General features: G+C 37.1%; 13 protein-coding genes. 5 read left to right on the top strand and 8 right to left on the bottom strand.

Annotation, left to right across the window (positions count from 1 at the left end; translation table 11 throughout):
• Positions 1 to 135: 135 nt before the first annotated feature.
• From aspS to J500_RS10010, 4 genes are all read left to right on the top strand, one after another.
• A complete protein-coding gene (gene aspS, locus J500_RS10025; RefSeq protein ID WP_034699450.1) occupies positions 136 to 1,914 on the top strand; it encodes an aspartate--tRNA ligase in 1,779 nt (592 codons plus the stop codon).
• 149 nt (positions 1,915 to 2,063) lie between these two features.
• Positions 2,064 to 2,279 carry a hypothetical protein gene (locus J500_RS10020; protein ID WP_005002441.1) on the top strand — a complete coding sequence of 72 codons (216 nt, stop codon included), beginning with the start codon at positions 2,064 to 2,066 and terminating at the stop codon, positions 2,277 to 2,279.
• 47 nt (positions 2,280 to 2,326) lie between these two features.
• Positions 2,327 to 3,376 (top strand): glycosyltransferase, encoded by a 1,050-nt coding sequence (locus J500_RS10015; RefSeq protein WP_005002439.1) that lies wholly within the window; start codon positions 2,327 to 2,329, stop codon positions 3,374 to 3,376.
• Positions 3,377 to 3,439: 63 nt separating this feature from the next.
• Positions 3,440 to 4,369: a glycosyltransferase family 8 protein gene (locus tag J500_RS10010; protein WP_034699447.1), complete on the top strand. Its 930-nt coding sequence runs from the start codon at positions 3,440 to 3,442 to the stop codon at positions 4,367 to 4,369.
• Positions 4,370 to 4,402: 33 nt separating this feature from the next.
• Here J500_RS10010 and J500_RS10005 read toward each other — a convergent pair whose 3' ends face one another.
• Positions 4,403 to 5,257: a WlaTC/HtrL family glycosyltransferase gene (locus tag J500_RS10005; protein WP_034699445.1), complete on the bottom strand. Its 855-nt coding sequence runs from the start codon at positions 5,255 to 5,257 to the stop codon at positions 4,403 to 4,405.
• Positions 5,258 to 5,338: 81 nt separating this feature from the next.
• Here J500_RS10005 and J500_RS10000 point away from each other — a divergent pair, with 81 nt between their 5' ends.
• Complete coding sequence (locus J500_RS10000) at positions 5,339 to 6,481, top strand: acyltransferase family protein (RefSeq protein ID WP_034699444.1); 1,143 nt, start codon at positions 5,339 to 5,341, stop codon at positions 6,479 to 6,481.
• Between the two features lie 42 nt (positions 6,482 to 6,523).
• Here J500_RS10000 and J500_RS09995 read toward each other — a convergent pair whose 3' ends face one another.
• The 7 genes from J500_RS09995 to glnE all read right to left on the bottom strand — a co-directional run bounded on the left by J500_RS09995 (position 6,524) and on the right by glnE (position 15,083).
• Positions 6,524 to 7,576 carry a glycosyltransferase family 4 protein gene (locus tag J500_RS09995; RefSeq protein ID WP_004992913.1) on the bottom strand — a complete coding sequence of 351 codons (1,053 nt, stop codon included), beginning with the start codon at positions 7,574 to 7,576 and terminating at the stop codon, positions 6,524 to 6,526.
• Positions 7,573 to 8,604, bottom strand: a complete 1,032-nt coding sequence (locus J500_RS09990) for an ELM1/GtrOC1 family putative glycosyltransferase (RefSeq protein WP_004992912.1) — start codon at positions 8,602 to 8,604, stop codon at positions 7,573 to 7,575. Before J500_RS09990 ends, J500_RS09995 begins: the two co-directional genes overlap by 4 nt.
• Complete coding sequence (locus tag J500_RS09985; RefSeq protein WP_004992910.1) at positions 8,588 to 9,592, bottom strand: glycosyltransferase; 1,005 nt, start codon at positions 9,590 to 9,592, stop codon at positions 8,588 to 8,590. Before J500_RS09985 ends, J500_RS09990 begins: the two co-directional genes overlap by 17 nt.
• A gap of 8 nt (positions 9,593 to 9,600) precedes the next feature.
• The gene (locus tag J500_RS09980) at positions 9,601 to 10,377 is read right to left on the bottom strand and encodes a polysaccharide deacetylase family protein (RefSeq protein WP_392389566.1); all 777 of its coding nucleotides are present in this window, start codon (positions 10,375 to 10,377) and stop codon (positions 9,601 to 9,603) included.
• A 34-nt stretch (positions 10,378 to 10,411) separates the two neighbouring features.
• A complete protein-coding gene (locus J500_RS09975) occupies positions 10,412 to 11,311 on the bottom strand; it encodes an ELM1/GtrOC1 family putative glycosyltransferase (RefSeq protein ID WP_004992905.1) in 900 nt (299 codons plus the stop codon).
• A 71-nt stretch (positions 11,312 to 11,382) separates the two neighbouring features.
• Positions 11,383 to 12,309 (bottom strand): branched-chain amino acid transaminase, encoded by a 927-nt coding sequence (locus J500_RS09970; protein ID WP_004992903.1) that lies wholly within the window; start codon positions 12,307 to 12,309, stop codon positions 11,383 to 11,385.
• 26 nt (positions 12,310 to 12,335) lie between these two features.
• On the bottom strand, positions 12,336 to 15,083 hold the full coding sequence (glnE, locus tag J500_RS09965) for a bifunctional [glutamate--ammonia ligase]-adenylyl-L-tyrosine phosphorylase/[glutamate--ammonia-ligase] adenylyltransferase (protein WP_034699440.1): 2,748 nt from the start codon (positions 15,081 to 15,083) through the stop codon (positions 12,336 to 12,338).
• Positions 15,084 to 15,117: the final 34 nt, after the last annotated feature.

Raw genomic sequence — 15,117 nt, 5'->3', positions numbered from 1 at the left:
TTTGCTGTGTTTTTTTGCTGTTTTACGCTCAAGTTCTTGTGAGTGCTCATTCAAAAAGGCATAATCGCTGATTCACTGGCGGTACGCTGTTTACGTATACGCCCCTACAGCCAATATAGTTTGGATTTTTAAAATATGATGCGAACTCATTACTGTGGCTCTTTAACAGAAGCCCAAATTGACCAGACCGTAACTCTTTGTGGATGGGTACACCGTCGCCGTGACCATGGTGGGGTTATTTTCCTAGATATGCGTGACCGTGATGGTTTGGTTCAGGTGGTCATCGACCCAGATACCCCAGAAGCCTTTGCCACCGCAGATAAAGTACGCTCTGAGTTTGTTCTAAAAATTACTGGTCGTGTTCGTCGTCGCTACGAAGGCACTGAAAATGCCAATATGGTCAGTGGTCAAATTGAGGTTTTGGGCAAAGAAATTGAAGTTCTTGCACAATCTGAAACACCTCCATTTCCATTGAATGATGACAATATTAATGTGTCTGAAGAGCATCGTTTAAAATATCGTTTCCTTGATATTCGACGCCCTGAAATGTTAGAGCGTTTACGTTTACGTTCTAAAGCCACCACTTTAATTCGTAATTATCTAGACGATAATGGCTTCCTAGACGTTGAAACACCAATTTTGACTCGTGCAACACCAGAAGGTGCGCGTGACTATTTAGTCCCAAGCCGTGTTCAAAATGGAAGCTTCTACGCGCTACCGCAATCACCACAATTATTTAAGCAATTGTTGATGGTTGGTGGTATTGATCGTTATTACCAAATTGCCAAATGTTTCCGTGACGAAGACTTACGTGCGGATCGTCAACCAGAATTTACCCAAATCGACATTGAAACATCATTCTTAAATGATGATGACATTATGGATTTGATGGAAGGCATGACCGTTAAATTATTTAACGATTTGCTTGGGGTCAAGTTCGATAAATTTGAACGTATGACTTATAACGATGCCATGCGTGATTACGCATCTGACAAGCCAGACATGCGTATTCCACTAAAATTGGTTGACGTTGCTGACTTAATGCAAGACGTTGAATTTAAAGTTTTTGCAGGTCCAGCCAAAGATCCTAAAGGTCGTATTGTGGCTTTACGTGTACCAGGTGCAGGTTCATTGCCACGTAGTGCGATTGATGAATATACTAAATTTGTCGGTATCTACGGTGCGAAAGGTTTAGCTTATATTAAAGTCAATGAGCTAGAAAAAGGCATTGAAGGTTTACAATCTCCAATCGTGAAGTTTATTGAACCGATCGTACTTGATCTGCTTAAACGTGTCGGTGCAGAAAATGGTGACATCGTATTCTTCGGTGCGGATAAAGCCAAAGTTGTGAATGATGCGATGGGCGCGCTACGTGTTAAAATCGGTCATGACCTAAAACTTACAACATGCGAATGGGCGCCACTTTGGGTCGTTGATTTCCCAATGTTTGAAGAAACTGACGATGGTAAATGGACATCGGTTCACCATCCATTTACTTTGCCAAAATCAAGCGTTGAAGAAGTTAAGTCGAATCCTGGTGAGGCACTTTCTGTTGCATACGATATGGTGCTTAATGGTACTGAAATCGGTGGTGGTTCACTACGTATTTATACTTTAGACATGCAAAAAGCGATTTTTGAAGCTTTGGGTATTGGTGAAGAAGAAGCCGAAGAAAAATTCAGTTTCTTGTTAAATGCATTGCGTTATGGTGCTCCTCCGCACGGCGGTTTGGCTTTTGGTCTGGATCGTTTAGTCATGCTAATGACAGGTGCTTCGTCTATTCGTGATGTGATTGCATTCCCGAAAACCAAGACAGCTGAATGTCCATTGACGCAGGCACCTGCACCAGTGGAACCAAATCAGTTACGTGATTTGGGTATTCGTTTGCGTGAGCAGCCTAAGAAAGAAGATTAACTGACTGTAAAATCTTTAAAAGAAGCCAGCAATATGCTGGCTTCTTTGTACTCGCATGAGCCATGTCGCAACAATCATCATGACATGAATTGAGATTGATTCTCTATAATGGCATAATAGGTCTTTGCTCTCCCTTGGATTCATTCAATATGGCTATGCGTCCTGAAGTACGTCGTCGTACCCTTGTTCTTGTTGCATTTTCACTCATTCAATGGGGATTTGTTTTATATATTTTAAATAACCAACTGTTTAATTTAGATACCTATCAACGTATTTTATTATTCTGCGTAAGCTGCTTAGGTGGTGGTTTCCTCATTATGGCCTCATTACTTTATATGGTCATTAAAGGTAATGCGGATCAATAATTTTGGCCTAATCTTTTGATTTTCACACTGCTGATTGGAGAGCAATTTTGCCACTTCGTTCACTTAAGATATTACATATAGCCAATTTTAAACCCGAAAATAATGGAATGATGTTTTATAACACTGACGCAAAAGTTCAACATGGTCTCATGGAACTTGGTCATTATGTATATCCTTTTGATTATAAATTTATGGTGAGAAAAAGTAATATTTTCAATACGACATCTCTTTCTCATAAAAAAGTGCATAATCAACTTATTGATTTATGTAAAAATATTCATTTTGATCTTATTTTAATTGGTCATATTCATTTACCTAAAACACTATTAAAACAACTAAAAACAATTAATGATTCTAAAATCGCAATGTGGTTTGTAGATCCAATTAACGAACCACACCGGCTGGATCATTTCAAAGAAATGCAAGATGAAGTTGATCATATTTTTATCACTACTGCGGGTGAACACTTAAAACAACTTTCAGAAGTGTGTCCACATCCTCTATTTGCATTTACACCGAATCTAAGTCTGGCTTCAATTGAACACTCTCGATCTGATTGGCACAAATACGACTACGATTGTGTATTTTGTGGCTCGAATAGTAAATATCCTGAACGTGAACAGTTTATTAAAAATTTAGTTGAAGAACTTCCAAATTTGAAGTTTAAATTAGGCGCCTGTTTAGGACATCCTTCTTTATTTGGATATGAGTATCAAGCTGCCGTTCAAAACAGTTTAATGGGCATTAATTATTCCAAGTATAATAATATCTATATGTATAGTAGTGATCGTATTGCACAGCTTACAGGTATGGGCACTTTAGTATTTACGGCTAGGACACCAGGGTTAGATATTTTATTTCCAGAAGATAGTATTATTTATTTTGAAGATTTTAATGAATTACTCAAAAAAATTGATTACTATCAAAAGCATCCATTACAGGCTATTGAAATTGCAAAAAAAGGCTATGAAATTGCGCATACCCGTTTCGAGGCAAAGACGGTTTTGCAACAATGGTTAAATTTAATTTATAATCAATCTTTAGATTCGGTTTGGCAAGATGAAATTTACACTAATGGCAGCAAACTAGAAGCCTGAGTCACCCTCTATTCTTTTTATACTGGATTAAATAAAATCCAATTATTTAAACTGTGAAACCAAATGAATTATTTTAATAGTTTTATCAAAGAGTCTTTTCGTCTTTTCAGTGAACAGCCGACTTTTATTCCAGACTTAGACATTGCTTTTGCTATTGATAAAAACTACTTAAAACCTTGTGGAATTACTTTATTCTCTATAGCAAAGAACAATCAAGATTTAAAAATTAATTTCCATATTTTTACAACGTATTTTGATTCATTTGGCTATGATGAAATTATAAGCCAGTTTAAAAATACACAAATCTTTGTCTACATTCTAAATACTGAACCTTACGATAAATTACAAGTCAATGGACATTTCACAACTGCAATCTACTACCGATTATCGATAGCAAATATTTTTAAAGATAAGTTGGACAAATTTATATATCTAGATGCTGATATTTTATGTGTTAGTAGTCTAAAACAGATTTGTTCAATTAATATTGAAAATAAAGTTCTTGCAGCAGTTCAAGATAAATGCATGAAACCAACTTATATTGAAAGCATTGGCTTAAATCCAAATGATAAATACTTTAATTCAGGCGTTCTTTTAATTAATACAAAAGAATGGAACAATTTTGATGTATTAACAAAATTTAATACGCTTATTTCAAAAAGAGATTATAAGTTCCCAGATCAAGATGTGCTTAATATCTTACTGAAGAATAAAATGATTTTTATTGATCAAAAATTCAACTATTTTACTCGAGACGATATTTCACCAGCTCTTATACATTTTGTAAGCTCTCCTAAACCTTGGAGCATCGCAGCCTCCCACGGAGAATTGTATTTAAAGTATTACTATCAATCGCCTTGGAAAGACCAACCACTTGATGCACCTAAAAATTCCAAAGAAGCAAAGAAGTTTGCTAAAATATTATGGCGAAAAGGAAAATATCTAGCTAGTATTCAATGGTATATATTATATATACAAAAAAAATTAAGTTAATTCCTTATAACTACATTTTGTAGTTATAAGGAATTAGAGAATTTTAAAAAACTTTTTTATCTTGTTTTTAAAGCTTAAATTGGCTTTTTCATCGTACACTTTAAAAATTACTCTCCAATTATTTTTACCTAAAACATGATTTTTAAATAATTCTTTATCTTTATAATAAGCATAAAGATAAATACCTTGATCATCATCAACTATTCCTTTTCTTAGTAAATCAATTTGACACTTATAAACTAATCTATGAAATTCTTTCCAACAGTCACGATGTCCAATAGTCACACCACCGATTATAAAAACCTTATTATTATAAATTGAGTCTGTTACTTTTTTAAAATCTAAAGATGGTATTTTTTTCAAAGAAAAAGTATGGATCTTATCATCAGAAAAATTATATTTCCATTCAGTTATTCCATTTAACATTTCAATGTCACGACAATAGCCAAAATCTAACCATGCTAATGTTGAATTAGAGACCAAATCTAAAGATATAGCTCTATTGACAAAATATGTTTTCAAGTTAGTTAATAAAGTATAATCTGAAGACCAATACTCAGGGTTTATAATTTGTTTTGGCGATATTTTACTTTGAAATTCCAAACTATTTTGAATTTTTTTTATCCTATTTTTATAAACTTTGAACTCACTCAAATAATCAAATTCAACAATTTTTGTAGGTTTATTACCTCTAATTTCTTTGACAATATCAACAAACTCTCTTGAGGTAAAAACAATAAGTTCATTTTCAAGTATAGAAAGATTCTTAAAAAACTCTATGTAAGTATAAGATGTTCTATACAAATAATCAGGATAACCATTTTCAACTGACCAATTTTCCCGACCGATATCAAAAAAAGCTGTCACAATCGTAATATTTGTATTCATATCTATAAAAAATCGTTAAATCTTTATAAATATATGTATAAACACTATAATTGTAAAGAGTTTTATACTTTTGAGAGCCAAATGTTAAAAAAAAATCTTGCAGCAGAAAGCTTAAGAGGTATAGCATGTTTTATTGTTTTACTATCACATCTTTCTCTAACATTCTATCCACAATTACATAATCACTTTCAACAAGCTAATTTCCCCTCTAGTAATATTTTATATAAGATTCATAACTCCCCTTTTTGTTTCTTTATTTCTGGTCTTGGGGCTGTATATGTATTTTTTATTTTAAGTGGATTTGTACTAACAGCATCCAATTCAAGTAGTTATGATCCAAAATCAAAAATGATTAATTCTATTTTAAAAAGATATCCAAGATTAGCCATACCTGCATTAGGATCATGTTTAATTGCATTTATTATTTTCAAAATTTCAGTAGACCTAAGTTTAACTACCACATGGTTTCATGACTTAATTCCCAATAAAACAACATTTTTTGGAAGCATTTATTCTAGTCTAATTTCACCATTTATATATGCAGAATCCTCATATAATGTTGTTCTCTGGACTATGAAAAATGAACTTATCGGATCAATCGCCATATTCATTCTAATTTACTTTAAATCAACTTTTCAGCTTAAGAAATATTATATTTTTTTACTACTATTTTTATTGATTTCATTAAGTATATCAAAAGTATTTTTCCTAGGTATGTTTAGCTTTATTTTAGGTCACTTTTTATATAAGATTAAAAATATAAATGCCTATTTAGCAACTTTTCTACTTATAGTAGGTTTATATTTTATAGGCTTTCATAAAACAAGTACAAGTTATCATTACATTTATTCAGCTATGAATTATAGTAAAAAAACATATGATTACACTATATTTTTAGGAGCTTTATTCATATGTATTTCTACTCTAAAGTCTACTTTCTTTTCAAATCTACTTAGCATAAGACCTCTAGTAAAACTAGGAGAGCTTTCTTTCTCTATATACCTAATTCATCTTTTTATACTTTACATTATTGGTATACCAATAATGAATTTTATCTATAATTTTTACAACATATCCTTTTATTTTTCTGCTTTTATATCAAGCTCTTCAACGATAATTTTTACAATACTCGTATCATTTATATTCCATAAATACATCGACGTATTTTCGATTAAAATTTCCAATACTTTCTCAAATTTTATAATAAAATCGGTTAAAGAATAAAATAAAAAAGCAGTATATAAATTAAAATATACTGCTTTTTTCTTAATTCACGATGGTAAAAATAAAATCGTTATGCTCTTTCGCAATTTGCTCAAAACAATATTTCTCTAAAGCCTCGTTTTTACCTTGCTGAGCATATTTTAAAGCTTCATCAGGATGACTAATTAAGTATTCAATTCCATCTGCTAGACTAATCGCATCATCAGCTTTAGCACACCATGCATTTACTTGATGCTTTGCTGTCTGTCGAATACCAATATCATCTGTGGTAATCAATGTCTTTCCCCATGCAAATGCATCTAAAATTCCAATTCCTTGGATCTCAGTGATTGATGGCAAAGCAATTATATCTGCTTGCTGTATTAAATTAATTTTATCGTCCCCACCAATCCAGCCAGGGAAACTCACAAGATCATCCAAACCTAACTGACTTGCCTGAGCTTTACATTGTTCAAGCATTTCGCCTTGACCCGCTAAAACTGCGCTAAATGGTATTCCTCTTTGCTTTAATAAAGCTAAAGCATCAATTAAAACATGAACACCTTTATTAGGTACCATTCGTGTCAGCATGACAATATTTACAGGCTGCTTAAGTGGCTTGGGACTTGCTTCAACCTTTGGTAAATAAGTGAGATTTGAAATGACACGTTGCGGTTTCTTTTTTTCCTCGTTACTTTGTAACGCTTGAACAAGCTCTTGCACATAAGGCGTAATATGTAAAAATGCGTCTGCACGCAAGGTTCTTTTAACATTATGGCTGTGGTTGACCGCAAGTACTGGTATTTTCTTTTGCATGCCCAGCATCGCATTTTTAAATAACCAAACAGCTTTTCCACTATGCGCTATAATTAAATCTGGCTGTTGTTCCTGAATAAATTTGCGTACTTTTAACGCGGCCGCAATACTATAAAAACCTGTATTTGGAATCACATGAATTGGCCATTCACCACTATTCAGATGCGCATTTTCCTCCCCACGTAGTAAGACTATCTCATGGCCATAACTTTTTAGTGTATTAGCGATATCCAGTACAGCTTGCCAACGACCACCTGTAGCATCCCCATATACCGTATTGATGATTTTAAATTTTTTCAAGAGAAGAGCCTATCTTTCAATAATTGTGCTAATTTTTCACTAGGTTCGTATTTTAATGGTTTTAGTACATTTTCGCTATCCTGATCCATATTGGATAAATCTGAAATGGGTTGCACTGTAGCTAATTCAGTTCGTTCAATTCGTTGCAATACCCCACCAAACCGCTGATCAGGATTAAATTCAAAAGGATAATAGACCACTAAAGCTCGCATAGCACTGATCGTTTCCATCATCATCGACATCGAATCAGCCCCACAATATACCCGATCAGAAAGTCCCAAAAAAGCATGTAGAACCTGACGTGGTGCTTCACTCCACCACACCGCATCAATGATTATATCGTCATTCAAATGTTGCTTTAGTATGTTTTCAGCCTGCCCCCCTGTACGTCGTGAGGTGCTGATTAACCATCGAATATCAAATTGATGTGCAAGTTGATTCATTTGCTCTGCCAGTATTTTCCAGTCTGAATCCTGATAAATAGCACCGGCACCATTACCTCCAATAAGCATCGTCCACACTGGTTTCGTTAATACAGCATGTTCGTTGCGCCATTGTTCAGCTTGCTGAGCCAATACTTGTTGATCAATCGCCATAGGCGATACATCAAGACTTATAAAAGGTTTATCTAGATCAGGTTCCAGTACCAAAATAGCATCAAAGAGCTTTGCATTTAAATGCCGAAGTGAGCCACAAAATATACTTTTGGCATGCAAAGCTTTAGAAATCCAAATGACTGCATAAGCCGTGTTTCCGCCTGCACCAACAACAATATCTGGAGATTGTTGCGGAAGTACATCACCCCGATAAAAATAATGAAGTTTATTCAAATCAGGAAGAGTTGAATTGAGCAACCAACTTAATGGACGTCGTAAAAAACCCTGATTAAGTTTCAAATCAATCCAACAAACGTCTAACTCGAATAAATGCTGTAAAGCAAATAAAACACCTTTAGATTGATTAAAATGACCTGGCACACCATCACTGATAACCCAGACTTTTTTAGTTTGTTTAAGCGTGTCCGTCATCTAAAAGTTCCTGATATACCCTTGCCGTATGTTCAACCATGGCATTGATGGTCAAATGTTGCTGTGCAAAATGAAAAATTGGTTCAGCGTCTTTTTGTAGCTGTGAAAAATGTTGAATATGCTGCTGCAATAATTGATGAAGTGCCTGTGTATTATTAGCAGGACAAATCATAGAGGGTAATAACACCTGCGAAACCATACCAACATCTGATGAAATCACTGGTCGTTTTAACAACAGTGCTTCAGAAAGCGTATAAGGACCACCTTCGTTCCGAGAAGAAATGACCAAGAAATCTGATTGCAGCAATAAATCATTAATATCATCACGATGCCCCCAAATTTTAATACGCTGAGATAACTGTGTTTGTTCAATTTGTTGCTGTAAGACCTGTCGGTCAGGTCCATCCCCAACAATCCATAGCCCTGCATCAACTTCTTTCCAAGCCTCAATAAGTAAATCAAACCCTTTAGCTTTCACTAAACGCCCAATGGCAATCGCTTGTAGGGGATAAGTTGCAGATTTACTATTTATAATAAAATCAGGTGGCTTCACACCATTCAATACCACGCGAATCTTGGATTGAGATGAAAATTGATTGGCAACTCTTTGACTCACCGCAATAATCCGATCATAACGATTAAAAGCTTTAATATTCTTTTTTAAATTATGTAATGTGGCAACATTCGGGACATTTAACCATTTTAACATTGGTGCAATCATCGAGACCGCTTTGTTCGCTTGGACGTGTAAGACATCCGCTTGGATAGATTTAATCGTTTGATAAAGCTTCCATAATAGAATCGGGTTATTACGGCTCTTCGATAAATCAAGGGAGTAGAACTGAACATTTTCAACACGTGATCGATATTTTTCATGAGCAATCAAACTGACACGATGTTTCAGTTTTATCAATCCATTAGCAAGCTCAATCACGTGTTTCTCAAGTCCGCCTTCTTCATCGCCTGCCATCACCATACAAATATGCATAATAGCTCCTACAGCCCACGATTCCCAAGTTTCAATCTTAGTTTCACTGCAAATAGTGAATCCTTGCCGCTGATTTTAATGCGTTGAAGCTGCAAAAAATCAGGTTGATCATTATCAATCCCTTCAACAGTAGTTACAGCATTTGTATAATTTGCCTGTCTCACCAATTCCACATCACGTTCAGAGTAAATACCAAAAGGATAAGCAAAACTACTTACTGCTTGACCAGTGATCTGTTCAAGTTGGTGTTTGGACTCCACTAGTTCATCCAGGCATTGCTGATCTGTGAGTTTCGCGAGATTGGCATGCGTCAAAGTGTGTGAACCGATTTCAACTAAACCACTTTTCGCTAAAAAAAGAATTTGTTCATCACTGAGTTTTGGTTCTCGTGCCAACTCACCGCTATTATGATGTGCTTTTTTATAAGTTGACCAATCTCTATCATGACGATCGACAACGACGTAAATAGTTGCCTTAGCCTGATATTTCTCAAGGATTGGAAAAGCATTTTCCAGATTATCTAGATAACCATCATCAAAGGTAATTGCAACGGTTTTTTCAGGATGTTTACCCCAGTTTTGCTGTAACTCCTGCATAGTAACAAAATGAAAACCTTGCGCTTTCATCCATGCTACCTGTTTTTCAAATTCAGCAGGTTGAACGCGTAATTTATTAAATTTCGCTCCATCAATATGTTCTCGTACCATGTGATACATCAGAATACGTGGTCGCTTCCAATCAATTGCAGGCTTCCACCACGCATATTTATAGCTGAATATAATCATTGCCAAAACAAGAACTAAAGCGAGATAAATCACATCATTGACCTGAATAGGATTTCAATAAACATGTTGCCACACGCTCTGCTTCTTTAAAAGTCTGTTGTTGCGGAAGTTGAGCAGTTTTAGTCTGTGTCCCAACAATATGATCTAGGATTAGAGCATCAATCACATGTGTAATACGGTCCTGTTTCAATCGATCCATTGCAATCACCCCAACACGGCAACCTGCCGTCAATGCTTCAAAAATCATCGAAACACTATCTTCTGTCACATAAACCGTTTCCGCCAGTTGCATTTGTTCAAAAATCCAGCCTTGTGGAGTGTGTTCTACAGGGAAAATGTCTAATTGCGACGCATAATCTTGTTTTTTTAAACGATCCAAGAAATGCTCAGGCGTTCGTCGGGAGGTCGTCAAGATCAACTGACAATGTGAATTGTGCTGAACAATCTGTTCTATTGCCGTTAAAACTTTATTTTCGTTCCATTGATGTCGTTTTGAAGTTCCGCCAAGCGCAATTAAAATCCGATTGGCTTGATGACGATGTTCATTTTCAATTGGATTTAAAGCACCTTTGGTGACAATTACTTGATCAGATGCAGCAATACCATCATGTTCAGGAATAATGGCGTAGTCAAAACAGTGAATAGGTAAGCTGGGTTTCATCAAGATTACAGTTTTCGCTTGAGGATAAACTTTTCCCAATAACCAAACTCGAAGATGAGTATGCGAACCTACCCCAAAAATAAAATCAGGCTGTTGCGCAATACCACTCACTTGATGGCTAAATAATCCTTTAAAAATACTCAATAAAGCTAAGTTTTCTAGCTGAATTTCTTCAAAACTGGTATTGGGATTTTGCTGATGTATGGCTTGATATAAACCTAAAGCTTGTGATCGATGTCCCGCCTTTGCATCACTCACATATACGATATGCATTTTATTTTCCCAATATCACAAGCACAAAAAAGGCGAAACATCAGTTTCGCCTTTCATCTTAACTGATTCAATTATTTAACGTAAGTTAACCAGTGTTCATATTTTGGATTTTTACCTTGAACGGCATCAAAGAATGTTTTTTGAATAATCGTCGTGATCGGGCCACGACGACCTTCACCAATTTGACGATCATCATATTCACGGATCGGTGTAACTTCAGCCGCAGTTCCAGTAAAGAACGCTTCATCTGCAATATAAAACTCGTCACGGGTAATACGACGCTCAACCACTTCATAACCCAAATCTTTGGCAATGGTAATAATCGTTTGACGAGTAATACCATCCAATGCGCCACCCGCAATATCAGGGGTATGTAACACACCATCTTTTACCAAAAATACGTTTTCACCAGAACCTTGGCACACATAGCCTTGTGGATCCATCAACATCGCTTCATCATAGCCTGAATGCGCTACTTCCTGATGAGCAAGAATGGATAAGGTATAGTTACCAGAAGCCTTAGCTTTACACATGGTCACGTTTGGATGATGATGGGTAAAAGACGATGTTTTAACACGAATACCTTGCGCCATCGCTTCTTCACCCAGATACGCACCCCAGCCCCATGCTGCAACTGCGGCATGAATCGTGTTATTAGTCGCGGCAATTCCGAGTTTTTCAGAACCAATCCAAATAAGTGGACGCAAATAGCATGAAGCTAATTTGTTTTCACGCACCACATCAATTTGCGCTTGCTCAAGAGTCGCCTGATCAAATGGAACTTTCATTTGATAAATTTTTGCAGAGTTCAGCAAACGTTTAGTGTGGTCTTGGAGACGGAAAATTGCTGTGCCTTTAGGTGTTTCATAGGCACGGACACCTTCAAAGACACCCATACTGTAGTGTAGCGTATGAGTTAAGACGTGGATTTTCGCATCACGCCAGTCAACCAATTGTCCATCTTGCCAAATAAAACCATCACGATCAGCCAAATTCATGGCACACACTCCAAATTTTTACACAATCATTCACTCTCCAGCACCACCGTTGATACTGGATCTATTAATCTTTGCCATAACTTGCAAACGACCTCGCGGGTATCGCGCCAGTCCGCAGCACTGACTTGCATGGATTGATTTGCAAGGGCTAAGCGGTGGCTCTCGGCTCGTTCACTGAGATAAGCGTGTATCAATGCTGTGGCATCTTCACTGGATAAGCAGCCTGCTTGAGCAGCATCTTCAAGAATTCTTACATTGTCGGAAAAATGGGCGAGATCAGGATTCGCACCACTCCATGCAAGCACCATATACTGTGCCATAAATTCGATGTCAACGATACCACCTGCGTCCTGTTTTAAATGAAAAATCCCATGTTTTTTTTGTTCTGAGGAAGAACCTAAATGGTCTTTCATTTTCTGACGCATTTTTAATACTTCTTCCTGCACGTATTTTTCGTCACGTGGCTGGGTTAATATTTGTGCACGCAAGTGGGCAAATTTATTTCTTAAATCCATTTCACCTGCGATAGAACGTGCGCGCACCAATGCTTGATGCTCCCATAACCAGGCACTTTTTAACTGATACTGTTCAAATGCTTTCAGACTCGTGACCAATAGCCCAGCTTCGCCAGAAGGTCGTAATCGGGTATCAATTTCATACACGCGACCATCCAGCGTTTGCGTAGTCATGAGTGATAAAAACTTTTGGGCGACGCGAACAGCAAACTCAAACCCTGTAATGGCCTTTTGTCCATCGGTTTCAGCTTGCTCATCAAAATAATGAATAAAAACCAGATCCAGATCAGAACCGTATCCCAGTTCAATTCCACCGACCTTGCCATAGCCGATCACGGCAAAGCCAGTATGTTCGATTGAACAGCGCTGCCCCTCTGCATCCAATGGATAACCATGTCGTTTCACCACCGTCTGATAGGCCAGATTCAATGTCGCAATCACACTCACTTCTGCAATATCCGTCAATGCATCGGAGACTTTCATGAGTGGACTTTCAGCTAGAACATCACTAGCAGCAACGGTCAGTACATTGCTCTTTTTAAATAAGCGCAGTGCCCGCATTTGATCTTCAACTTGATCAATTTCAATCCGTAGTAATTGTTGACGTAGTGAATCTTCCAGATCTTGACGCTTTGGCAGTTCAAAATCCATCGATAAAAATTCATCAAGTAATACAGGATATTGAGTCAACTCTTCACAAATCCACGGGCTTACCGTTGCCATTTTGACCAATCGCTGCATGGCCCCGCGGCTTTCCATCAACATGACCAGATATACGGTACGACGCATCACCGACTCAACTAAAGGCATCAAACGTGTCAATGCAACTTGCGGTTTATCCGACTGTAAGACGGCTTCAATAAAATGCGGCCAAAAATCTTTTAAACGCTGTACCGCTTTAGAGGGCAGTTTTTTCAAGGCATTACCATGCCAGAATTCATAAATCAGATTTTTGGTTGAATCATCTAGCACTGCATCTAAGCGCAGTTCAAGCTGAGTTTCAGTTTCTGCTGGTGAAGCAACTTCTTCCTGAATCAGATTTTTAAACTGATCACTGACCCGTGCACGTTTTTCATTTAAAACCGCTAAAAAAGCATTCCACGAATCATAACCAAGCGTATCAATCATACGCTGTCGCAAATCAGGCTCTAACGGTAACATCTGCGTTTGCTGATCATTTAAAGCCTGTATCGCATGTTCAACACGTCTTAAAAATAAATAAGCATCCTCAAGCTCAATGACTGCCTGCGAATCTAGCAGACCGACCTGCCCCAAATGGTGCAAGCTCACCAGACATTGGCGATCCTGCAATTCGCGTTTGGAACCCCCATAAATGAGCTGAAAAACCTGCACAATAAATTCAATTTCACGGATCCCGCCCGCTCCTAATTTAATGTCATCGGCAATATTACGACGAGCCACTTCTCGCTCAATCATAGCTTTCATTTCACGCATGGCTTCAAAGGCGGAATAGTCAACATAACGCCGAAACACAAAAGGTCGCGTCATTTCTAGTAAATGATCACCGCGTTTTCCACCACTAATAATACGCGCCTTGATCCACGCATAACGCTCCCATTCTCGCCCATGCTGAATCAGATATTTTTCTAGTGCCACATGACTAATTGCTAAAGCTGAACCATCTCCCCAAGGACGCAAGCGCATATCAACCCGAAATACAAATCCATCTGCGGTGATATGATCGAGCAAATAGATGAGTTTTTGTCCCCATAAAATACAAAACTGCTGAACATCAATCGACTTACGACCATTGGTTTCACCTTGCTCATCAAAGGCAAAAATCAGGTCAATATCACTCGACAAATTGAGTTCTTGAGCCCCCAATTTCCCCATGCCTACCACGATCAAATCTTGAATCTGACCATCATAACCAATCGGTTCGCCATGCTTGGCAAGTAAAGGAGGAAGCGCAAACTGCTTGGCTGCACAGATACAGGCATCTGCAAAATCTGAAAGTTCACGGGTAAGTGTTACAACATTAGTGAGTTGATTGGCATCTTGCCAAATCCAGCGGAACATGAGTTTGGCACGTAAGATACGCAATGTGCGCATCCACTGACTTTCATCTTGAATGTCTTTTAATTCTTGTTCAACACGCTGAAAAATATCGTTAGTAGTGAGTGCATGATGAAATTGATCGATTGCATAATCTTGTTCTAAAGCAGTTTGATGTAAACCCAATACCTGCTCGGCATATTGACTCGCTCTTAATGTTTTTTGCAACTGCTCAGTATTCATAACAAACCTGCAACTTCTATTTAACATAGTTATA

The sequence above is a fragment of the Acinetobacter sp. 479375 genome (assembly GCF_000581715.1).
Taxonomy (GTDB): Bacteria; Pseudomonadota; Gammaproteobacteria; order Pseudomonadales; family Moraxellaceae; genus Acinetobacter; species Acinetobacter ursingii.
The sequence above is the reverse complement of the archived record's forward strand: the minus strand, read 5'-3'. Positions and strand labels throughout refer to the sequence as shown.